The 21954-nt window shown below is 51.1% G+C and carries 28 protein-coding genes; 22 read left to right on the forward strand and 6 right to left on the reverse strand.

Annotated elements, in window-relative coordinates; translation table 11 throughout:
* Positions 1-216 precede the first annotated feature (216 nt).
* A complete protein-coding gene (locus D1159_RS14595) occupies positions 217-744 on the reverse strand; it encodes a helix-turn-helix transcriptional regulator (protein ID WP_161846388.1) in 528 nt (175 codons plus the stop codon).
* Between the two features lie 188 nt (positions 745-932).
* Here D1159_RS14595 and D1159_RS14600 point away from each other — a divergent pair, with 188 nt between their 5' ends.
* The 7 genes from D1159_RS14600 to D1159_RS14630 all read left to right on the forward strand — a co-directional run bounded on the left by D1159_RS14600 (position 933) and on the right by D1159_RS14630 (position 6315).
* Positions 933-1130, forward strand: coding sequence for a DNA-binding protein (locus tag D1159_RS14600; protein ID WP_161846389.1), 198 nt, complete (start codon positions 933-935; stop codon positions 1128-1130).
* Entirely contained in the window at positions 1130-2203 is a 1074-nt protein-coding gene (locus D1159_RS14605; protein ID WP_161846390.1) for a site-specific integrase, read from the forward strand. Before D1159_RS14600 ends, D1159_RS14605 begins: the two co-directional genes overlap by 1 nt.
* 2 nt (positions 2204-2205) lie before the next feature.
* A complete protein-coding gene (locus D1159_RS14610) occupies positions 2206-2526 on the forward strand; it encodes a hypothetical protein (protein ID WP_161846391.1) in 321 nt (106 codons plus the stop codon).
* A gap of 4 nt (positions 2527-2530) precedes the next feature.
* A complete protein-coding gene (locus D1159_RS14615) occupies positions 2531-3682 on the forward strand; it encodes a helicase RepA family protein (RefSeq protein ID WP_161846392.1) in 1152 nt (383 codons plus the stop codon).
* A 146-nt stretch (positions 3683-3828) separates the two neighbouring features.
* Complete coding sequence (locus tag D1159_RS14620; RefSeq protein ID WP_161846393.1) at positions 3829-4383, forward strand: hypothetical protein; 555 nt, start codon at positions 3829-3831, stop codon at positions 4381-4383.
* 283 nt (positions 4384-4666) lie between these two features.
* Complete coding sequence (locus D1159_RS14625; RefSeq protein WP_161846394.1) at positions 4667-5881, forward strand: plasmid recombination protein; 1215 nt, start codon at positions 4667-4669, stop codon at positions 5879-5881.
* A gap of 143 nt (positions 5882-6024) precedes the next feature.
* A complete protein-coding gene (locus tag D1159_RS14630) occupies positions 6025-6315 on the forward strand; it encodes a hypothetical protein (protein WP_161846395.1) in 291 nt (96 codons plus the stop codon).
* 51 nt (positions 6316-6366) lie between these two features.
* Here D1159_RS14630 and D1159_RS14635 read toward each other — a convergent pair whose 3' ends face one another.
* A complete protein-coding gene (locus tag D1159_RS14635; RefSeq protein ID WP_161846396.1) occupies positions 6367-6552 on the reverse strand; it encodes a hypothetical protein in 186 nt (61 codons plus the stop codon).
* A gap of 113 nt (positions 6553-6665) precedes the next feature.
* Between D1159_RS14635 and D1159_RS14640 the strand changes: the two genes are divergently transcribed.
* The 7 genes from D1159_RS14640 (at position 6666) to D1159_RS14670 (ending at position 11136) form a co-directional block, all read left to right on the forward strand.
* Positions 6666-7127 (forward strand): SLOG family protein, encoded by a 462-nt coding sequence (locus D1159_RS14640; protein WP_161846397.1) that lies wholly within the window; start codon positions 6666-6668, stop codon positions 7125-7127.
* Between the two features lie 88 nt (positions 7128-7215).
* The gene (locus tag D1159_RS14645; RefSeq protein WP_161846398.1) at positions 7216-7419 is read left to right on the forward strand and encodes a helix-turn-helix transcriptional regulator; all 204 of its coding nucleotides are present in this window, start codon (positions 7216-7218) and stop codon (positions 7417-7419) included.
* Between the two features lie 22 nt (positions 7420-7441).
* Positions 7442-8431 carry a DNA cytosine methyltransferase gene (locus tag D1159_RS14650; protein ID WP_243152312.1) on the forward strand — a complete coding sequence of 330 codons (990 nt, stop codon included), beginning with the start codon at positions 7442-7444 and terminating at the stop codon, positions 8429-8431.
* A complete protein-coding gene (locus D1159_RS14655) occupies positions 8379-9254 on the forward strand; it encodes an NgoMIV family type II restriction endonuclease (protein WP_161846399.1) in 876 nt (291 codons plus the stop codon). Before D1159_RS14650 ends, D1159_RS14655 begins: the two co-directional genes overlap by 53 nt.
* Complete coding sequence (locus D1159_RS14660) at positions 9254-9670, forward strand: very short patch repair endonuclease (RefSeq protein WP_161846400.1); 417 nt, start codon at positions 9254-9256, stop codon at positions 9668-9670. The genes D1159_RS14655 and D1159_RS14660 overlap by 1 nt, the downstream gene beginning before the upstream one ends.
* Before the next feature lie 34 nt (positions 9671-9704).
* Positions 9705-10592, forward strand: coding sequence for a nucleotidyltransferase (locus D1159_RS14665; RefSeq protein ID WP_161846401.1), 888 nt, complete (start codon positions 9705-9707; stop codon positions 10590-10592).
* The gene (locus tag D1159_RS14670; protein ID WP_161846402.1) at positions 10567-11136 is read left to right on the forward strand and encodes an SLATT domain-containing protein; all 570 of its coding nucleotides are present in this window, start codon (positions 10567-10569) and stop codon (positions 11134-11136) included. Before D1159_RS14665 ends, D1159_RS14670 begins: the two co-directional genes overlap by 26 nt.
* Before the next feature lie 357 nt (positions 11137-11493).
* Here D1159_RS14670 and D1159_RS14675 read toward each other — a convergent pair whose 3' ends face one another.
* Positions 11494-12024, reverse strand: a complete 531-nt coding sequence (locus tag D1159_RS14675) for a helix-turn-helix transcriptional regulator (RefSeq protein ID WP_161846403.1) — start codon at positions 12022-12024, stop codon at positions 11494-11496.
* Positions 12025-12214: 190 nt separating this feature from the next.
* Between D1159_RS14675 and D1159_RS14680 the strand changes: the two genes are divergently transcribed.
* From D1159_RS14680 to D1159_RS14710, 7 genes are all read left to right on the forward strand, one after another.
* Positions 12215-12418: a LysR family transcriptional regulator gene (locus tag D1159_RS14680; RefSeq protein WP_161846404.1), complete on the forward strand. Its 204-nt coding sequence runs from the start codon at positions 12215-12217 to the stop codon at positions 12416-12418.
* The gene (locus D1159_RS14685) at positions 12405-13481 is read left to right on the forward strand and encodes a site-specific integrase (protein ID WP_161846405.1); all 1077 of its coding nucleotides are present in this window, start codon (positions 12405-12407) and stop codon (positions 13479-13481) included. Before D1159_RS14680 ends, D1159_RS14685 begins: the two co-directional genes overlap by 14 nt.
* On the forward strand, positions 13481-13801 hold the full coding sequence (locus tag D1159_RS14690) for a hypothetical protein (RefSeq protein ID WP_161846406.1): 321 nt from the start codon (positions 13481-13483) through the stop codon (positions 13799-13801). The genes D1159_RS14685 and D1159_RS14690 overlap by 1 nt, the downstream gene beginning before the upstream one ends.
* A 7-nt stretch (positions 13802-13808) precedes the next feature.
* Positions 13809-14963, forward strand: coding sequence for a helicase RepA family protein (locus D1159_RS14695; protein ID WP_161846420.1), 1155 nt, complete (start codon positions 13809-13811; stop codon positions 14961-14963).
* A 458-nt stretch (positions 14964-15421) separates the two neighbouring features.
* Positions 15422-16585: a plasmid recombination protein gene (locus D1159_RS14700; RefSeq protein ID WP_161846421.1), complete on the forward strand. Its 1164-nt coding sequence runs from the start codon at positions 15422-15424 to the stop codon at positions 16583-16585.
* Between the two features lie 149 nt (positions 16586-16734).
* A complete protein-coding gene (locus tag D1159_RS14705; RefSeq protein ID WP_161846407.1) occupies positions 16735-18399 on the forward strand; it encodes a DUF4358 domain-containing protein in 1665 nt (554 codons plus the stop codon).
* A 732-nt stretch (positions 18400-19131) separates the two neighbouring features.
* Positions 19132-19359: a helix-turn-helix transcriptional regulator gene (locus D1159_RS14710; protein WP_161846408.1), complete on the forward strand. Its 228-nt coding sequence runs from the start codon at positions 19132-19134 to the stop codon at positions 19357-19359.
* 130 nt (positions 19360-19489) lie between these two features.
* Here D1159_RS14710 and D1159_RS14715 read toward each other — a convergent pair whose 3' ends face one another.
* The 3 genes from D1159_RS14715 to D1159_RS14725 all read right to left on the reverse strand — a co-directional run bounded on the left by D1159_RS14715 (position 19490) and on the right by D1159_RS14725 (position 21304).
* Positions 19490-19831 carry a hypothetical protein gene (locus tag D1159_RS14715; RefSeq protein ID WP_161846409.1) on the reverse strand — a complete coding sequence of 114 codons (342 nt, stop codon included), beginning with the start codon at positions 19829-19831 and terminating at the stop codon, positions 19490-19492.
* A gap of 30 nt (positions 19832-19861) precedes the next feature.
* Positions 19862-20218, reverse strand: a complete 357-nt coding sequence (locus D1159_RS14720) for a hypothetical protein (RefSeq protein ID WP_161846410.1) — start codon at positions 20216-20218, stop codon at positions 19862-19864.
* Positions 20219-20593: 375 nt separating this feature from the next.
* The gene (locus D1159_RS14725) at positions 20594-21304 is read right to left on the reverse strand and encodes a pseudouridine synthase (RefSeq protein WP_161846411.1); all 711 of its coding nucleotides are present in this window, start codon (positions 21302-21304) and stop codon (positions 20594-20596) included.
* A gap of 91 nt (positions 21305-21395) precedes the next feature.
* Here D1159_RS14725 and D1159_RS14730 point away from each other — a divergent pair, with 91 nt between their 5' ends.
* On the forward strand, positions 21396-21869 hold the full coding sequence (locus tag D1159_RS14730) for a DUF4830 domain-containing protein (RefSeq protein WP_161846412.1): 474 nt from the start codon (positions 21396-21398) through the stop codon (positions 21867-21869).
* Positions 21870-21954 lie beyond the last annotated feature (85 nt).

Genomic DNA, 21954 nt, shown 5'->3' on the forward strand with positions numbered 1-21954 from the left:
AGGGGCGTCCCCGACGCTAGGAGGGGAGAATAAAACACTTTGCCCCAAACAGGATAAATCACATTGCCCTACGACATCAGAGCATGGGAAAGCCTTGATATGACTGGATTCTTCGAGGCTTAGCCCCCTCTGTGGCAACGATTTGGCAACATTTTTTCATTATTCATAGGAAAAGAGCTAACTGGTTTTGATTGGGCCAGTTAGCTCTTTTTGTTTTTATTCTTCGGTTTGCTCTTTGAGAGCCTCCACCAGCATATCGCTCAGGCCCTGGGAGATTGGCTTGACCCGGCCTGGTGTGTTGGAGAACTCAGGGTAGCGGTAGCGCCAGCGGTCGTAGTCCTCCTGGGTAATCTCACCAGCTTTCAGCATGGCAGCGGCCTGACGCCAAGCGCAGAGCATTTCATGCAGTCGGGCGGCGTCCTTGCTGTGGCGCACATTGACCCGCAGGCAGACCTCCCCATCCAACTCGTCAATGGTAAGGCCATACCTATCTTCCAAAGTAAATAGGGTGTGCATCAGGCCCAAGTAGGAATCAATGTCCGGCACAGACAGCGCCAGCGGCGAAACGCCAAGAGTATTAGCCAGGGAGGCAGTCAAATCAGCTCTCGGTGTCCTGGCTCCGGTTTCATACTGTGCAAGGCGAACATCGGCGGACTTCTCCGGGAAGCCCAGTAGCATCCCAAGATATTTCTGCGTCATGCCCTGCATTGTACGGAAAAAGTGGATTCTTTCACCGATTGCCATAGCTACCAACTCCATTTCGACTTTCGTTGCAATCAATATAGCAGATATGTTTAAGATAGTCAAGAGGGGACTAAATAATTTTGCTTAATATTTTTCCGTAAACCGCTTGACATTAACAGAGTTGTTTAGTATAATACAAGAGAACTAAGCAATTTCGCTTAATAAATCTAAAACAGGAGGTACACTATTTGAACGAAAACAGCTTCATGCGGGTGGACGATGTGGCAAAGGAATTGGGGATTTCCAAATCCTATGCTTACAAGATAGTCCAGAAACTCAATGCCGAACTGAGAGAAAAGGGATACCTGACAATCTCCGGGCGGGTCAACCGGCGGTACTTTATGGAAAAGCTCTGCTACGGCGGAGCGGAAGGGAAGGAAATGTAATGGCGGTCTACAAAGAAGAAAAGACCGGTACCTGGCGGGTGATCTACCGCTACACTGACTGGACCGGCGAACGGAAGCAGACGCAGAAGCGGGGATTCAAGACCAAGCGGGACGCACAGGCGTGGGAGCGGGAACAGCAGAACAAGGCCACCTCTAATTTGGATATGACCTTTGCCAGCTTTGTGGAACAGTACACGGCGGATATGAAAACCCGCCTCAAAGAAAACACCTGGGCTACCAAAGACCACATCATCCGCTCCAAGCTGCTGCCCTACTTCGGCAGGCTGAAGATGTGCAATATCACCGCCCAGCAGATTATCACTTGGCAGAACGAGATGTTGAACTACAAAGACGGTAATGGCAAGCCGTACTCCCCGGTCTATCTGAAAACGGTCCATAATCAGTTGAGTGCCATCTTCAATCACGCCGTCCGCTACTACAATCTCCGGGAAAATCCCTGCAAAAAGGCCGGAAGCATGGGTAAGAAGAAAAACCGGGAGATGTTGTTTTGGACGAAAGCTGAGTATCTGAAATTTGCCGAAGCCATGATGGACAAGCCTCTTTCCTACTACGCTTTCGAGATGCTCTACTGGTGCGGCATTCGGGAAGGGGAACTGCTGGCGCTTACTCCGGCAGACTTCGATTTTGAGAAATGCACCGTTTCTATCAGCAAGTCCTATCAGCGGTTGAACGGTCAAGACCTGATTACCACGCCGAAAACCGAGAAAAGCAACCGGGTCATCACCATGCCCCAGTTTTTAGCAGACGAGATGCAGGACTATCTCAAAATGCTCTATGATGTTGGCGAGAATGACCGGATGTTCACCGTTACCAAAAGCTATCTGCATCGGGAGATGGACCGGGGTGCAAAAGAGGCAGGGGTGAAGCGTATCAGAATCCATGATATCCGTCACAGCGCCGTTTCCCTGCTGATTGATATGGGCTTTTCTGCAACGGCAATCGCAGACCGAGTGGGCCATGAGAGCATCGACATTACTTACAACTATGCGCACTTGTTTCCGTCCAAACAGGCGGAAATGGCGGATAAATTGAACATGGAAAGGAGCGTTTAACTATGTCATCGAAGAACTTGGACGGCCACAACCGCTGGCGGAACAAAACCGTGGCGTTCCGGGTATCGCCGGAGGAGGACGCGCAGATCGAAACCGCCGTCCGGCTCACTGGCCTTACCAAACAGGACTACATCATCCGGCGGCTTCTGAACCGGGATGTGGTGGTGCAGGGCAATCCCAGAGTGTATAAGGCTCTGCGTGACCAACTCGCCGCCGTCCTGGATGAGCTGCGGCGCATTGAGGCTGGAACTAATGTCAGTGACGAACTGCTGGACACCATCAACATGATCGCCGCCATTATGGACGGCATGAAGGAGGATTGATAGATTGGATTATCTGAAAACGAAAGCGGCTGCTCCGATTCCGCCTGTTGCAGCAGACGGGGAACAGCCGGTTCACAAAACCACTGATCTGAGTATAGCAGAAGGTTTGACCGAAAACAATCCCCCTGAGCAAACTTTAGAAGAAAAACTGCGGCTGATGCAACGGATGAGCGACCCGGCGTATCTGCATACCGTATCCATGAGCGAGTTGTATGAGAATGTGTACCAGAGCAGCCCCCCCGTGATCGACGGCCTGCTCTATGCGGGGACGTATCTGTTTGTGGGAGCACCGAAGGTGGGAAAGTCATTCTTCATGGCTCAGCTTGCCTACCACATCAGCACGGGCCTCCCGCTTTGGGGTTATACCGTACATAAAGGAACGGTCCTCTATTTGGCACTGGAGGATGACTATCGGCGGCTGCAAGAGCGGCTATACCGGATGTTTGGAACAGACAGTACGGAGAATCTGCATTTTGCCATCTGCGCCAAGCAACTTGGTTGTGGCCTGGATGAACAGCTTCAAAAGTTTGTGAGGGAACATCCTGATACGAAGTTGATTATCATTGACACCCTTCAGAAAGTCCGGGAGGCTGGCGGGGAGAAGTTCAGCTATGCTAATGATTATGAGATCGTGGGACGGCTGAAGCGGTTGGCGGATAATCAAAAAATTTGTCTCCTGCTGGTACATCACACCAGGAAGCAGCAGGCAGATGATAAGTTTGATATGATCTCCGGCACAAATGGTCTACTGGGGGCAGCAGACGGAGCGTTTATGCTTCAGAAGGAAAAGCGGACGGACAGCACAGCCGCCCTGGAAGTCTCCGGGCGTGACCAACAGGATCAGCGGCTCTATCTCACCAGGGATATGGATCGGCTGACATGGCAGTTAGAGCGGACAGAAACAGAGTTGTGGAAACCGCCACTGGACCCGGTACTTGAAGCGGTGGCGGCATTGGTGGCGAGGGATACGTCATGGAACGGCACTGCAACTGAGTTGGTGACCGCCCTGGGCGTGGATTTGAAGCCCAACACGCTTACCATGCGCTTGAATGTGAACGCTGGGCGGCTGTTGAATGAGCATAGCATCCAATACGAGAATGGCCGAAGTCACTCTGGCCGGAAGATCACCCTGGCACTGGTTCCATCCCAAGCGTGACGATGGTGACGGTCGTGACGATGATTGGGGCGGCGGTCAAAAGACCGTCACCATCGTCACGACCGTCACGGAGCCACATAATCGACAGTTTTCAACAAAAGATGATGGTACAATCATGTCGAAGAATAAAATAAAGGAGATACAAAATGGTAGAATATAAAATTCTTCTGACCGAGGAAGAACGTTTTAACTTGGTGGCAGAGGAATACTTTGAGGCTGTAGAATACGAAGATTGGGAAAAGGTTGCCAGCTTGATTAAACTGAATCCCGACATTATGGCAGAAGGACTGGAACTGGTTTACCGCCGCCTGCCCGATCAATACAAGTATAGCATACCTACAAGCTGCTATACGCACAATGGAGATCGTATGCCAATCGTCAGAAAATATGTCCGGCAGGCGAGGAAATACGCCCCAATCGAAGAACGTATCCCCGCTGAAATGATCGGATTGCCAGAGATTGAAATATACCGCGCTGGGGCGGAACCTCTGGACAAAGCGGCATACCGAATCTCATGGACCACCAGCCTTGATGTTGCGAAATGGTTCCATGATCAAGCAGTAGCTAGGTTGCAGCCACAACGGCATATCTACAAGGGTGTCATCAAGCCAGAGAAGATTATCTGGTACACCGACGACCGACAGGAGAAAGAGGTCATGCAGTACAACGGCGTCAGGAACGTTGTTGAGCTTGAGCGGTGATCTGCCGCTGTAATCGTGGGGCTATGGTGATGGGAGGCGCATCATCACCATAGCCCCACAGCAAAGTTTAGGCGGGGTGCAGAATGCCCTTTTCAAAGGGCGGCCCTGCTGGGGGAGGCAACCACAGTTGCCGGGGGCAAAGCCCCCTTACCCCCTCGGAGAGCCCACGACACTTTGCAGCCCGCAGGGATGAAAGTGTCATAGTGGGTTATTACACTTCCCGCAGGAAGTGTCCCCCGTCCCTCGGAGGGTACCCAAACCGCAAATTTTGGAAAGGAGTACAATGGCAAGAAACGACGGGATTGACCGTACCAACGTCAGAAACGCAAATCTGACAAAAACACAGATCAGCAATACACAGCGGCACAACGAGCGGGAAAAGGATGCCTATACCAATCCAGACATTGTACCGGAAAGGACTGCGCTGAATATCCACTTTAAGCGGCCATCGGGCGGTTACGCTGAGATGTTCGCTCAGATGGAGGCCAGTAAAACAATCTCCACCAGAGGGCTTAAAGAGGATGCCCACCTGTATGGCGAATTGATTTTCGATGTAAACTCGGCCTACTTCGATAACCACGGCGGCTATGATTTCGCAAAACAATTCTACACCGACGCATACAGAAGTGCAGTAGAAATTGTGGGCGGGGAGCAGTTTATCTTATCGGCGGTTATGCACGCTGATGAGCGCAATCGAGCTATGTCAGAAGCCCTAGGGCGGGATGTGTACCACTACCATCATCATGTTGTCTACATCCCTGTGGTGGAGAAGCGAGTCTTGTGGTCCAAGCGGTGCAAGGATAAGTCCTTGGTTGGCACAGTTAAGGAAACAATTATCCAAGTAAGCAGCAGCAAAAAGTGGAAGTCCCTCCCGGCGGTGGATGAGCAGGGAAAGCCTATCCTCCAAAAGAACGGTAAGCCTGTTCTGCGAAAATCGTATAGTGTTCTCCAGGATGATTTCTTCAACGCCATGCGGACCGCTGGCTATACCGATGTGGAACGGGGTGAGCGTGGCAGCACGGAGGAACATCTGACTGTGGCTCAGTTTAAGACGGAACGTGAGCAGGAACGGCTGGCGGCGCTGGAACATCAGGTAGAGAAAAAGGAAAAGGTCCTTCAGAAAGTTGAGCAGAAGATTGTAGTCCAGAAGGGAACAGCGGCTACTTTTGCGGAAATAGACAGCATGGGCCGTAAAACGCTGATGGGTAAGATGGAGTTTTCCCAGCAAGAAGCAGAGGACTTGAAGCGGCTTGCCAAAAAGGGGATTGCTGCGGATACCACTATCAAAGACTTGCAACGTGATCTAAAATCCGCCCGGCGTGATGCGCAGATATGGAAACGGCGGTATGAGGAATTGAAGGAACAGGCGAAGGACTTCTTTGCTGCGATTAAGAAAGCGCCGGAACGGGTGATGGCGTTTATTTCCAAGGTTCTTCATACGGAGCAGGCAGAGCCGCCCAGGGTCCTGCGGCAGCGGGAAAGCGCCGTTGAGCGGTAATCAGTCAAGAGCCGGAAAAGTTTGAAAAAATCGAATGGGAGCGTTTCAAATGGATGGAGCCTTGTTGGAGCGCTCTCCATCAAAAAATCATCTTTCTTTTTCAACTCAAGAAGTGAGAAATATTTCAAAAACCAGGAGGTTTCATGCGAACAGGGCTTACAAAGCGTCAAAAGACAACAGGAATCTTTTTCGATGAGCAGAGCAACATTATCGAGGTGCAAACCCACAACACAGACTTGAAGAAGCGGTTGGGAGCATTCGCCCAGCAGTACCCCAGCCTGTGCAGGCAGACGGATGATGATGGGCAAGGCGGGCTGACATTCGAGATCGAGAAGGGGCGGCTGAGTTTCCGGCTAACTGCCCCGTACAGTGAGGAGCGGCGCAGTAAGGCCAGCGCCTGGGCAAAAGAACGGGGGATACAGGTAGGGAAATGATAAAACGCCGGTAGGGGTAGGCGGCAAGCCTTCCGCTACCGGCGTTTTTACTCATTTTGAAATTTCGTTCAAGTCGATTTTTCCATGCTCTTTTTCATAGTCCGAAATAAACTTTAGCATCAGCTGGATAATCTGGCTGTTGGCAGAGCGCCCCACATAACCGCAGACATAGCGGAATTTAGCCAGAATATCACCATCCACTCTGAGTCCGAAGTGCTTTTCGTTGTCTTTGTTCATCGGCGGCCTCCAATAAAGCTATTATGGCTTTATTTTAGACCTATAATGTGGTACAATCCAAAAACAGAGTTGTTATGGAGTTATTATAACTCTGGAATTTTGGAGGTAAGAACATGGACAAAGAGCATACTTGCTGTGTAACAGGACATCGCAATATTCCATCTGATAAGATACAATATGTGCAGATACAACTGCGTCAAGAACTATTACAGGCAATTCAAAGTGGGTACACGCATTTTATTAGCGGCTTTGCGGCTGGCGTAGACCTGATTTTTGCCGGGATTGTTGCTGATCTGAAACGTGAGTATCCTATTACGTTAGAAGCGGCAATTCCATATCCAGGCCGAATGAATACACCCGATGAAGTATTTCAATGCCTGTTGAAAGAGTGTGATATTGTCAAAGTGCATACAGACCGGTATTCCAAGAGTTGTTACATGGTGCGGAACCGGTACATGATAGATTGTTCAGCTCTGGTAATTGCGGTGCATGATGGCCGGAAAAGTGGTGGGACAGCAGCAACTATCAAATACGCGCACAAAATGGAACGTGACGTAAGGGAAATCTGGCTATAACGCAAACACTCATATTTTTGTGAGATTATCTTGATATAGACGGTAAGATGTGGTATACTGACGAAAACGCTTTGAACGGAGAGTCAAAATGCCAGTCAGTTATGATAAGCTGTGGAAATTATTGATTGACAAGAAGATGAACCGGACCGAACTGAAAGAGGCAGCAGGGATCAGCTTCAATGTTCTGGCAAAGATGGGGAAAAGCGAATTTATTTCAATGGAAAGCCTATATAAAATTTGTCACACATTAGATTGTGATATAGGCGATGTCATTGAGTTTACCGAAAAATGACCGTATGATTAGGAGAGATTGCATGATGCAGCGGCCATTGACCTGTGTTGAGATATGTGCAGGAGCTGGTGGACAAGCCCTTGGTCTTGCGATGGCTGGGTTTGTTCATGTAGCTCTGGTTGAATATGAAGCCGATTATTGCGAGGTTTTGAGAAAAAACCGGCCAGAATGGAATGTTATCTGTGCGGATGTTCACGATTTTGATGGAAGGCCATACAGAGGCGTTGATTTATTGGCGGGTGGTGTGCCTTGTCCCCCGTTTTCTGTTGCTGGCAAACAGCTTGGACAGGATGATGACCGGGATTTGTTTCCAGAGGCAATCAGACTAATTCAGGAAATGAAACCGAAAGCGGTCATGCTGGAAAACGTCCGTGGCTTTTTAGACCCCAGCTTTGAGGCATACCGTAGCCACATTTTCAAATCGATTCGAGATTTAGGGTATGTTACTCATATCAAGCTACTGAATGCCTCAGACTTTGGTGTTCCCCAGCTTCGCCCAAGAGTTGTCATTATCGGCATACGAAAAGATCAATATGGGGCGTTTTCCTATCCAGAGGACAAACCAGACAGTGCCAAAACAGTTGGCGAAACACTGTATGATTTGATGGCAGAAAACAAGTGGACTGGGGCAAAACGGTGGGCAGAGCAAGCGGATCGTATCGCTCCAACACTGGTGGGTGGTTCCAAGAAGCATGGTGGGCCTGACCTTGGCCCTACCAGAGCTAGAAAAGCATGGGCTGAACTTGGTATAGATGGTCGGGGAATTGCGGATGCAGCACCTGCTCCTGGCTTTGAGGGAATGCCTCGGCTCACCAGCCGGATGATGGCCCGGATTCAAGGATTTCCTGATACATGGACATTTGGTAGCCGGAAAACAGTTGCCTGCCGGATGATTGGGAACGCATTTCCGCCCCCCGTAGCGAAAGCGGTGGGAGAACAGATAAAGGAGTGCCTTGTACATGGATGCACTGATAGCCAGAGCAAGATTTCACTTTCACGAGCAGTTGTTTGAAACAAATACGCTGACCTTGACCTCTGCTGGTGTGGCCTCTAATGCGGATACCAGCAGCCGGGGGTCAAAGGCTATAGCTAGGAAGATCGTCGATATTCTTGTCGATGAGCATCATCACACTGTCAATCAAGTCGATAAAATCTCTGGGCAAACGTTAGGAAAGCAGTTTGAATTGCTTACAATGCAGTTTTTGCAGGAAACTTTTCCGCAGCTTCAAAATCTCCGTCCGGGACGGTGGACTATCTTACAGTTGGGGAATAACAATAAGCTAAAGACAAGCGATTTTGCCCAATATGAGCATTTGGCTTATCTAAGCGCATTGACTGCGCAAAACGCCCAGCTTGCGGCCTCATTGGGAAACGATTACCTGGTTGCTCCTGATGTTGTTGTCTATCGTGACTTGTATGAAGACAGCGAAATCAATGAACTGCAATGTGTAGTCGATGCAGATACCAGTAGGATGGCGGATATAAGGAGAGCCAACGGTGGAAAGCCGTTGCTTCACGCCAGTGTATCAGCTAAATATACCATGCGGAGTGACCGGGCACAGAATAGCCGGACAGAGGCCCTTAACCTGATCCGCAACAGGAAAGGTCATCTCCCGCATATTGTTGTGGTAACTGCGGAGCCGATGCCGAACCGCCTTGCATCGCTGGCACTTGGTACAGGTGATATTGATTGTGTGTACCACTTTGCGCTTTATGAACTGATGTGTGCAGTTAAAGAGGTCGGCTCGGAGGATGCAGTTGAAACACTGGAAACCCTCGTCCAAGGGAAACGGCTGAAGGACATTTCTGACCTTCCTCTGGATTTGTCTGTGTAATGGCTGATACGATTACGGCGGAGCGACGGAGTGAGATCATGTCCCATATCAAGAGTAAGGACACCAGCATCGAACTTATGGTGCGGAGGTACTTGTTTGCGTTGGGATACCGCTATCGGGTCAATTACAAGGCTCTCCCAGGAAAGCCAGATATAGTATTCACCAAGAAGAAAATTGCAATCTTCATCCATGGTTGCTATTGGCATGGGCATGATTGTGGGAGCCGGTATGCGCACTCCAGTCAGTCAAACAAGGCATACTGGGGACCAAAAATTCACCGGACACAGCAACGAGATCAGGAACACATCGCTCAACTTGAAGCAGATGGGTGGAAAGTAATTGTGCTGTGGGAATGCCAATTAAAATCGAATTTTGAACCAAATGTTGCACAGGTGATTGCAGCTATCACACAATGAGAAGACCTAAATTTATAAAGGGAGCATTGATTTGATGGGTGATTTTAATGTTGGAACCGCATTTGAACAATTCTGTAAAAACCTTCGGTTTTCAGATGATAATATAAAGAAGATTTCTGGAAGATACCACTCAATCACAAAACGCATCAATACCGATTATTGGTCCTCTAGTTCAGATACTACACATAGCCTTTATGTTGGTTCATATGGTAGAGACACTGAAATATTAACTAGTGATATTGATATGATGATTCAGTTGCCGCAGGGAACCTATAAAAAATTCAAAGCATATTCTTCTAATGGACCATCAGCATTGCTTCAAGAAGTGAAAAAAGTTATAGAAAAGACGTATTCTGTTACCAAGTTGAAAGCAGATGGGCAAATTATTAGTGTTCCTTTTTCCGATGGAATAAACTTTGAGGTACTTCCTGCTTTCTTAAATGAAGACGGTACTTATACTTTCGCTAATACCAATAATGGGGGATCATGGAAGATAACAGATCCAAAGGCCGAAATTAATGCGATTCAAAATATGAATAGTCAATGTAATTCCAATCTTAAACGTCTCTGCAGAATGGCACGTGCCTGGAAAGATAAAAACAATGTGGATATTAGTGGTATCCTTCTTGATATTCTGAGTTACAATTTTATTTCTGCGTGGGAGTATCGAGATAAATCATATTTTTATTACGATTGGATGACACGTGATTTCCTCAAATATGTATCCTCACAGCCCGAAAGTCAGTATAGATGGAAAGTTATGGGAAGTGGTAGGTATATAACTTGTTTTGGCTCTTTTCAAGGTAAAGCAGATGAATCATATCATAAGTCGTTAGAAGCAATCGCAGATGAGAAAACTTATCCTTCGTGCGCTAACGCTGAATGGGTGGAGATTTATGGAAATAAATTCCCAACACTCTGAAGTACTGTATAATCAGATAGAAGAAGCATACGGAAAAGTAATGTACACCTATACAACCCAAGTGATTCATGCTGGGCGGCTTCGCGGCCGAAATACTATCTTAAAATGGGTGCAAATTATCCTTTCAGCAGTATCTACGGGTGGCTTTGTTGCTACAATAGTTACTAATCAAATTTTACTAACCTGGATTAGTGGTGTTTGCTCCACTGTATTGCTAGTATTAGCGGCTTACTTTAAGGAAACCGATTTATCAACAATACATAAAAATCATTTAGAAACCTCAAACAAACTTTGGCTCCTAAGAGAACAGTATTTATCTTTGCTCACGGATTTTTCCGCTCTTTCAGTGGATGAAATAATTTCCAGGAGAGATGACCTTCAACTGCGTGTTGCAAAGATATATGATGAAGCTCCTTTGACTGACGCTAAAAGTTATTCTTTAGCTCAAAAGGCACTAAAAGAAAATGAATCGCAGTTTTTTACACGAGATGAATTGAATAAGATGCTTCCTGAATCTTTGCGCAAATCTTCCTCACATAAGTAAGGCAAGATATTTTGGCAACACAATGGCAACAAAAAATCAGCTAGCCCAAACCATCTGGATAATGGAAACAATGTAGATAATCAGAGCCAAATCCCATAAGCAAAACTGTTTAGAATAAGCCTGACAGGAGCGAGTGGGAGTGAGTTTTCTAATTCCTGAACCCGTTGCGGCACAAGGGATAGACGGTTTTTCGCCTCTCTTTTGATAACAATTTGATAACGCTCCCCATAGGTCGTATCATTCTGTATCCCCGGTGGATTGCAGGTGAAAAGTGTTCCTTTGCGGCTTGTGGGTGACAAAATCCATATTACAAAGCCCTTACTGATGGTAACATCGGTAAGGGCTTTTTGCCGTCTGTCAATCCTTTCCCAGCCTGTCCTTGAACGCTTCTACAAGGAAGTCGCTCAATTCCTTGGAGGGAACTTTGACCCATTTCCGGGTGGTGTCGTACTTGGGGTAGTTGTAGCGCCAGCGGTCATAGTCCTCCCTGGTGATCTCCCCGGCCTCCAGCTTCTTGGCCTGCTCCGCCCAGGCGGACAGCATTTCAAGCATATCAACATAGGTCTTGCCCTTGGACTTGTCCAACCGCAGGCAGATTTCGCCATCAATCTCTCCTATGGTCAACCCCCGAATGTCCTCCAGAGCAAAGAGGGTGTGCATGAGGCCAATGTCGCTGTCTATGTCGGGGACGGTCAAGGCGTCGGTGGACACTTCAAAGAAGCCCGCCAGCGTCCTGGTCAGGTCGGCCTTGGGGGTGCGGCTCCCGGTTTCATACTGCGCCATACGCACATCGGCGGAGCGTTCCGGGAACCCCACCACCTGACCGAGATACTTTTGCGTAACACCTTTCTTATTGCGGAAAAAGCGGATACGTTCACCAATCGCCATAACTGCCAACTCCAATCTATGTAATGGGGACACTTGGAGTATAACAGATATGTTTAGAACTGTCAAGCGAAATATAAATAAATTTGTTTATATTTTCTTCTTGGAAAGCCTTGACATAACGGAATAGAGTTAGTATAATGAAGCCAACGCTAAACAAATAGCGTTACCGATCAAGAAAGGAGGAACCAGCATGGAAAACAAGTTTATCCGGGTGGACGAGGTAGCGGACGAGCTGGGCGTGTCGAGGCCCTACGCCTACAAGCTCATTCGGCAGCTCAACGAGGAACTGAGAGGAAAGGGCTTTATCACCATTGCGGGGCGGGTCAACCGCCAGTATTTCAACGAACGGCTCTACGGGGCCAGAAAGGAAGTGAACGAAAATGCCGGTATTTAAGGACGAAAAGCGGGGCACATGGTACGTCATGGCATGGTATCGGGACTGGACGGGGGAGCGTAAGCAGAAGTGCAAGCGGGGCTTTCCCACCAAGCGGGAGGCCCAGGATTGGGAGCGCAGCTTTCAAATGCAGACCGCCGCCGACATGGATATGACCTTTGAAGCCTTTGTGGAGCTTTACACCAAGGACGTGCGGCCCCGGTTGAAGGAAAACACTTGGCTGACCAAGGAGAACATCATCCAGAAGAAGATTCTGCCCTACTTCGGCAAGCGGAAAATCAGCGAGATCACCACCAAGGACGTGATCGCATGGCAGAATGAGCTGCTGGCCTATCGGGACGAACAGCGCAAGCCCTACTCCCAGACCTATCTTAAAACCCTGCACAACCAACTCAGCGCCATTTTCAACCACGCTGTCCGCTTCTATGAGCTTCGCTCCAACCCCGCCGCCAAAGCCGGGAACATGGGGACAGAGGAACGAAAGGAAATGCTGTTCTGGACAAAGGTGGAGTATCAGCGGTTTGCGGAGGCCATGATGGACAAGCCCCTCTCCTACTACGCCTTTGAAATGCTCTACTGGTGCGGTATCCGGGAGGGGGAGCTGCTGGCCCTCACCCCGGCGGACTTCGACTTTGAGGCTGGGACGGTGAAGATCAGCAAGTCCTACCAGCGGCTCCACGGCGAGGATGTGATTACCACCCCGAAAACCAAGAAAAGCAATCGTACCATCAAAATGCCCAATTTCCTCTGTGACGAAATGCGGGACTACCTGGGAATGCTCTACGGGGTCAAGAAGAAAGACCGCATTTTCACCGTCACGAAAAGCTATCTCCACCATGAGATGGACAGAGGGGCGAAAGAGGCCGGGGTCAAGCGTATCCGTATCCATGACCTCCGACACAGCCACATTTCCCTGCTGATTGATATGGGCTTCTCGGCGGTGGCGATTGCCGACCGGGTAGGCCATGAGAGTATCGAAATCACTTACCGCTACGCTCACCTGTTTCCGTCCAAGCAGACGGAAATGGCGGACAAGCTGGACTTTGAAAGGACGGGAGCATAATGTCGGCTAAGAATTTGGACAATCACAACCGCTGGCGGAACAAGACCGTGGCGTTCCGGGTGTCGCCGGAGGAGGACGAACAGCTTGAGATTGCCGTCCGCCTCTCCGGGCTGACCAAGCAGGACTACATCACCCGGCGGCTGCTGAACCGGGACATTGTGGTGCAGGGCAATCCCAGGGTCTACAAGGCCCTGCGTGACCAGCTCGCCGCCGTCCTGGGGGAGCTGCGGCGCATGGAGGCCGGGGGCGGGGTGGATGATGAACTTCTCGCCACCATCCGCCTTATCACCGTGACGCTGGACGGTATGAAGGAGGATTGATAGATTGATGGATTCCAGAGAAACGAAAAGGACTGTCCCATATCCGTCTGCGCCAACAGACGGGGAACAGCCCATTTCACAAACAACTGCCATGAGTATATCAGAAGCGGCTACCGAAAACAACCCCCAGGAGAAAAGTTTGGAGGAAAGGCTTCTGGAAATGCGCCGCATGACCGACCCGGCCTATCTCCCCACCATTTCCATGAGTGAGCTTTACCAGAATGTCTACCAGGGCAGACCGCCAATCATTGACGGTCTGCTCTACCCCGGGACGTACCTCTTTGCGGGAGCGCCCAAGGTGGGCAAGTCATTCCTGATGGCCCAGCTTGCCTACCATGTGAGCATGGGCCTCCCCCTGTGGGGCTACCCCGTCCACAAGGGCACCGTCCTCTATCTGGCGTTGGAGGACGACCACCGCCGCTTGCAGGGGCGGCTGTATCGGATGTTCGGCATGGACGGCACCAACGACCTGCTCTTTGCAATCTACGCCAAACAGCTCGGCCTGGGCCTGGAGGAACAGCTAAAGAAGTTCGTCCGGGAACACCCCGATACCAAGCTGATTATCATTGACACCCTCCAGAAAGTTCGGGAAGTCGGCGGGGACAAGTACAGCTACGCCAACGATTACGAGGTGGTAGGCAAGCTGAAACGCCTTGCCGATGATTGCGGTATCTGTCTCCTGCTGGTACACCACACCCGAAAGCAGCAGGCAGACGATAAGTTTGACATGATTTCCGGCACCAACGGCCTGTTGGGAGCGGCAGATGGGGCCTTTCTTCTTCAAAAGGAGAAGCGGACGGACGGCAGCGCCATTCTGGACGTGGCCGGGCGTGACCAGCAAGACCAGCGGATGTATCTCACCAAGGACAAGGAGCGGCTTGTGTGGGAGCTGGAGCGGCTGGAAACGGAGCCGTGGGTGGAACCGCCCGACCCGGTATTGGAGGCCGTTGCCGCCCTTGTGACGGTGGACAGGCCCGCCTGGGGCGGTACGGCCACGGAGCTGGCGGCGGCGCTCCAGACCGACATGAAGCCCAACGCCCTGGCTATGCGGTTGAATGTCCGGGCCGGGAGGCTGGCGGCGGAGTACCATATCCGCTATGAGAACAGCAGGAGCCACGCCGGGAGAAGTATCAGCCTCACCCTGGAACCGCCCCAGGCGTGACGACCGTGACGGCTGTGACGGCTTTTTTGAGAGTGGGGGCGGTGTGTAAAACATCGTCACGGTCGTCACGGCCGTCACGGGGAGCGGGGCCAAAAGTCAAGGGGCCATGCCTGGGGGTGGAGATTGCCGCAAGGCAATACAACCCGAACCCCTTGACTTTTGGCCCACGGAGAACACTGGCCGGGAGGGGGGAAAGGATGTGCCTTTCCCCCCTCCCCAACGGCGAGTGTCAAAGTTTAGGCGGGGTGCAGGGTGCCCTTTTCAAAGGGCAGCCCTGCTGGGGGAGCCGTCCGTAGACGGCGGGGGCAACGCCCCCATTCCACCCCGTAGGGCGCAAATGCGCTTTTGATGGCCGCAAGGCCGTCAAAAGTGCTTTTGCGTTACTTTCGCAGAAAGTAACAAAGGCCGCCGCTGGCGCAGCGAAAGGAGTGTTGATTTTGAAAAGGACGATTAGTGCGATGGTGGGGCAGGGTTCGGTGAATCACAACAGCAGGACGTTCAACGCCAAGAACACCGACCCAGAACGTTCCCACTTGAATATAACCTACTGCCACGAAAATATCAAGACCGTTTTCCATGAGCTGTTTGATGAGGCCCTCAAGCGGTACAACGACAAGCAGACCAGGGCAGACCGCAAGATTGAGGACTACTATGAGAAGATACGTTCCAGCAAGCAGGAAAAGCCGTTCCATGAAATCATCCTGCAAGTGGGGAACAAGGACGACATGAGTGCCGAGGGCGAGGACGGCCAGCTTGCGGCGGCGGTGCTGGACGAGTACATGAGAGGGTTCCAGGAGCGCAACCCCCAGCTTCGGGTGTTCTCCGCCCACCTCCACATGGACGAGGCCACGCCCCATCTGCACATCGACTTCGTACCGTTCACCACCGGGAGCAAGCGGGGCCTGGACACGAGGGTATCACTAAAACAGGCGTTAGCGGCCCAGGGCTTCAAGGGTGGCACCAGGGGCGACACGGAGTGGAGCCAGTGGGTACGCTCTGAAAAGGAACAGCTTGCCGCCGTGATGGAGCGCCACGGGATAGAGTGGGAGGACAAGGGCACCCATGACAAGCACCTGTCTGTGCTGGACTTCAAAAAGGAGCAGAGGGCGAAAGAGATTGCCGAGCTGGAGGCGGTCAAGGCCAAGAAGCAGGGACAGGTGGAACAGCAGGAGCAGCATCTAAAGGAGCTGGCCCCGGCTGTGAGGAACATGGAGCAGTTGGCGGCGCAGTTCTCCGACGACCCGGAGCGGATATTGCCGGAGCCGGGGCCGCTGGAGAGCGCCAAGTCCTACCGGGAGAAGAAAGCTAAGCCTTTGCTTGCCAAGATCGTCAAGGTGCTGCGCTCCCTGTACCGGGCCTATGTCGAGTTAAAAGGGAAGTATGAGCGGTTGCAGGGGGACTATGGACGAGCCAGGGAGGGCAACGAGCGATTGTCTGACCGCTTGCAGGAGGTGAAGTTGGAAAACAAGGCCCTGTGGGGGACAGTTGCCGACTTTGAGCGGGTCAAGCGGGCTTTCGGCCCGGAGGAAGTAGAGCGGGCCGTGGAGGACGCTAAACGCCGGGAGGCGGCAGAAAAAGAACAGCGGAGGGCGAAGCGGAAGTTTAGCCGAGGGGCAAGGTAATGAACACCAGGAGGGCACTCCAGGGAGTGCCCTCCTGATTTATACTTGTCAGCAGGTGCTTTTATTGTTATAATTTAATTGTCTAATATTTATAATGTTAGTTTCAATTTTCAGAATTACAGTTATTACGTTGGGAGTTGTATACAAAAATGAAAAGAATCCTTTCCCTGCTGTTGTGCGTTGCTCTGTTGCTGGCATTGTTGGCTGCTTGTCAGGAGCCTGCTTCAGAATCCACCACAACGATTTCTTCGGCTGTTGCAGAAAGTGAGTGGAGTGTTGGTGAACTGGCCATTTTGGCCTTTGAACATTCTGGATATGAGGATGATGATTTGGAGTTCCTTTATGCAGATATCGACCGCGAGACAATAACATTTTACATAGAAAATGTTTATGGGCTTCAAGACCCGTGGGAGGATGCGGCAGTGTTCCGTGCCACTGGAATGTCTGCGTTTGAAATTGCTGTGCTGTGTATGGAAGACAGCACAACTGTTGCTCAGGCGGTCACCGCATTGGAAGATTACATAGCCAACAGGCAGGGGGACTTTGTGGGCTATGCCCCTGCGGAGGCAGACATGGTGGCAAATGGCAGAATTATTCAGGATGGGCCGTTTGTAGCACTATTCATTTGCCCGGATACGGATGGGGCATCTGAGGTCGTTGCCCAGGCCCTTAAGGGGGAAATCCTTCCTGAGCCAGAACCTACCATATCCGCAGATGCTATCACCGATGTGAAGGAGTTGCGAGATTGGCTGGTGTCCTACTGCGGGATGGAGGAAACAGAGCTGGAGTTACTGGATGACAGCGATTCGGACGCTTTGAACGCCTATATTGAGGACAGTTATGGTTTGAAGCGGAACCAGTGGATGGAATGTGCCATCGCACGGGGGACAGGGGACTCTGCTTTTGAGGTAGCGGTAATGACTGGCGCTAATGATTGGGCACTGTCCTCTGATATTCAGAAATGTTTGGATTGGTACTTAAATAGTAAACAAATTGCATTTCAGAATAATGCTGAGGAGAAGTCTATGCTAAGTCAGGCCGTGTCTGCCGGCGGTGTTGCTCGTTCGGAAGAATATGTATATATTGTCCTGCTGGCCTGTAAAGAAGCGAAACAGACCGCGAGTGCTTTTGCGGAAACGGCAGCAACCTATGGGATTACATTTTCAACGCGAAATGGAATATTTCAGGAGGACCCGAATCACCCAGGCCGTATACTATTTGTTCAGCCGAATAAGATTGACATGTCCTTTTATGATACTACTTCCATCTGTGCAGCTTGGAAAACAGGTGATGTTTCTGAACTGTCCAGCTATGACAAAGAGATATATGATGCGGCCAAAGTGGTGCTGAACGAGGTCTTGAAAGAAGGCATGAGCGATTTGGAAAAGGAGACTGCCATTTACAACTGGTTGGTCAGCAACGTGAATTATGATGGAGCGTACCAGGACGTAATAAAAGAAACCTCTGGCGATTCTGCCACTCCCTATGGGGGACTTGTAAACCGCACAGCGATATGTTTGGGATATGTTACGACCTTCCAACTGCTTATGGATTTGGCCGAAGTAGAGTGCATTACTGTTTCTGGCGCAACCTTCTCCAGTCAGGAGGATCATGGCTGGAACATGGTTCGGATAGATGGGAATTGGTATTGCACAGATGTGACTTGGGATGCTAACCGTCAGGCGTGGGGAGATGGAGGAGAAAAGGATTGGAGGTTCTTCAATATCACCAGTGATGACATGGCTGCAACTGACCATCAATGGGATTACGCCAACACGCCCGAAGCTATTACTACGGGGAACGGTTGGGGCTAAGCCAAAGTTCCAGTTTATGAGGATGGAACAATAGACTGGAAGTTGCGTTTCCTCTCCTCTTGTGCTATAATGATAGTCGCAAACCAGCAGAACAAATAGTAAGTCCTCTACTCCCGTTATCACCGCTGATAACAATTTGATAACAGCCCATCGTATAGGTTGGATAATATGGATATATCAAATCATCAAAAGAACAGGGTATCATATTTCTAAAGCAAAATCCGTTAGAATATGATACCCAGCAACGAGTGGGAATAGTATTTTCAGAAACTAGCAAAAATCAAGACCCGTAAACCCTTGAAAATCAAGCATGTAGACGGCCTCATCCTCAACCTCATTTTTCGGATTTTATCGGGGAATCGTGTGAAATAGAGGCGTCCGAAAGCTCCCACATGACCTATCACAGGAGGGCATAAAAAAGCAGCGTCTCTGTTTGGGGATAGCGCAACGCTGCACTTGTAAAATATTTCTGTATTTTAGTTTTTCAATGCTGTGTGGCCATACTTGGATTTGCAGAATTTTTGGCGGCATACCAAACCTTACTCCCTCAAAAACAGCAAGCTTAAAGCAAATTCCACCTGAAATTCTGCACTTACCCCCATAAATCGAGACTTTTTGAGCCAATCAACCTTTTTACCGCAAAAAATACATATCTCCCAATGCGGAAATTTACTTCCTGTTCATTTTGTCCGCCTCCTTTTATTCTTGTAAGTAGGAAAGGAGGTGAACAAAATGACAACCGCACTCTTAGATCACGAAAAACTGAAAGCGGCCATAGATCAGACGGGACTGACGAAAAAGGCCTGTGCGGCGGAGCTCAGCATTAGCAGCCGGCGTCTGCGCGTTCTAAGGCAAACGGACTGCAACGTCTCTACTTCTCTGCTCTATCGAATGAGTCTGTTCTTCCAGACTCCGATGGAGAGTCTGCTGGCTTTTAGAGAGGAGGATCCCAAGGAATAAGAGCCTGTGCAGCGGTTGAGAAAGCGAATTCTAAAACATAATCTCTGCTCCGGCAAGAAGAGAAAGGGGGCGAAGAAATAGAACGGGAACAGCCGGCGCGGTTAATACCGCGCCGGCTGCCGTGAATGGACTACGTATAGCAGTTCAGGCCCCGGATGCTGCTCATCCGCTCAAAGTGCCCCCGCGGATACACTTGGAGGCTTTTGAGGAATTGGTTGACCGCGGCGTCCTGGACCGGATCCCCGGTGGAGAACTTGAGCAGGTTCCCTACATTATACAGGTTGTCCTTGGAATCGAAGGCGCCAAAGAGGATATCTGCGGTAATCCTGTGCCATTTTCCGTCCGAACCTAACAGCTTGGCCCAAGTAATGGCGGTGGAGCCGTCCTTGGGGTCAAACCCGGCAGGCGGCTTTTGGAGATAAACTGTTTCAGTGGTTCCGTCGGGATACTCTGTGGTGATCGAGGTTATCATCTGCGGGCCGTCGTCCGGATTCGCGCCGGCCTAGAAAAACCACTGGAAATTCCGGGGCGGTACGGCGTCCGGGTTGAGGATGTACTGCTCCGACACGGCAAAGCTGTTGGAAAACGCGGTGTTGAAGTTGTAATACTCATTCAGACCCTTGGCTTTGTAGTCCGGGATGGAGAAATCATCGTATCCCTTCCGCTGTGCGATATCCATAATGCCCTTGCTGACGGCGGAAATGGCGGCTTCGCTCTGGTAATAGTAGTCTGAGTTATAGTACTTCCAGTTCCTGGCGCCGCTTGGATCTCCAGCGACATACTGCTTGCCCTCTTCCACACTCCGGCAGACGGCGCTGCTCAGGATTTTCCTGCGGAATTCACCGTAAAAGGTCTTCATTTTTGCCTGCTCCATGTATCGGTCTGTCCCAGGCAGCGGAATCGGATAGCCGTTGGTTTTACAGGCGTCGGAAAACTGCTTAAAAAGTGCTTGAAACGTCTCTGAGAGCTCCTCCGCCGATACGGTTCCATCATAGAATCCCTTGGTTCACATTAGCCGGTTTATCTGACCGCACCGCTTGGCTGGTAATGTTCAGATAAGTCCGCCCTCTCATTTGCACCGGAATGCCAGCGGGTGGTGTACGGCTGATACTTTCCATAATAGGCCGTCTCCTTTTGCCTCAATTTTTAGGCTCTTTACTTAATATATCGACAACAAAAGGAAAAACATTATACTCTTTGCAAACTTTTCAGCACTATGACGCCCCCGCCGGCTTTACCCCAGCGCGGCCAGCGCCGCCAGCTCTTCGGGGGTCAAAGGCCGCCAGCTCCCCTGGGGCAGGGACTCGTCCAAGGTCAGGGGACCCATGGTGAGCCGTTTCAGATACACCACCGGCTTGCCTCGGGCGGCCAGCATCCGTTTGATCTGGTGATACTTCCCCTCCCGCAGGGTGACAATCCCCTCGCCGGGGGCGGGCAGCGCCTCCAGACCCGCCGGCAGGCAGGCCAGGCCGTCCCCAAGCACCATACCGGCGGCAAAGGCGGCCTGGTCGTCCTCGTCCAGCGTCCCTGCCACCCGGACAAAGTAGGTCTTATCCACGTGCTTTTTCGGGGAGAGCAGCCGGTGGGCCAGGGGGCCGTCGTTGGTGAGCAGCATCAGCCCCTCGGTGTCCCCGTCCAGCCGCCCCGCAGGGAAGAGCCCCACCCGCCGCAGATGGGGGGGCAGCAGATCCAGCACCGTGGGCTGTCTGGGGTCCTCGGTGGCGGAGACATACCCCGCCGGCTTGTGAAGCATCAAATACAAAAACTTTTCCCCGGAGACCGAAACCCCGTCCACCCGCAGGTCCAGCCCTGCCCGGTCCCACTTCTCCTCCGGCGACCGGGCGGTCACGCCATTGACGCTCACTCTCCCCGCCCGCACCAGCTCTTTGACCTCCCGCCGGGACCAGCGCCCCGTCCCCGCCAATATCTTATCCAACCGTTCCATATACCCTCCTGTACATTCCGCCTGTCTCCGGCATAGCGCCCCCTTCTGCCGCATATTTATAGGGCAAAGGAATGGAAAGGAGCGCTTTGCTTTGTTTATCTGGACCACACGGCTGACCCGCAAAAAGGCGGCCGCCGCAGTTCTGGCCGCCGCCCTCACCTGCGGCGCGGTCTTCTCCGTCTCCGGCCTGCTCCGCAGCCGCAGCACCGCCGCCTCGGCCAGCGTCTCCGCCAAGGGAGTGAAGAGCAATGAGGACCGCATCGCCTACCTGGCCTCCTACGGCTGGGAGGTCAGCAGCCAGCCCATCTCCGTGGAGGAGCTGGTCATTCCAAAGGAATTCGACGACACCTACACCCAATATCTGGAACTTCAGACCGCCCAGGGGTTTGACCTTGCCGCCTATCAGGGCAAGCGGGTCAAGCGGTACAGCTATACCGTCTATAACTATCCCACCGGGGAGAGCGGCATCCAGGCCGGCCTGCTGCTCTACCGCAACAACGTCATCGGCGGCGACATTCTCTCCACCGGCCTGAACGGCTTTATCCACGGGCTGGCCATGCCATAAAAAAGCCCGCCCTTTGGGCGTGTTGACGGGTTTCAAACAGACTCTATCTTTCGACACTTTGAGGGGGCGTTCCACCACTGGGACG

Source organism: Pseudoflavonifractor sp. 524-17 (assembly GCF_009935845.1).
GTDB lineage: Bacteria > Bacillota > Clostridia > Oscillospirales > Oscillospiraceae > Pseudoflavonifractor_A.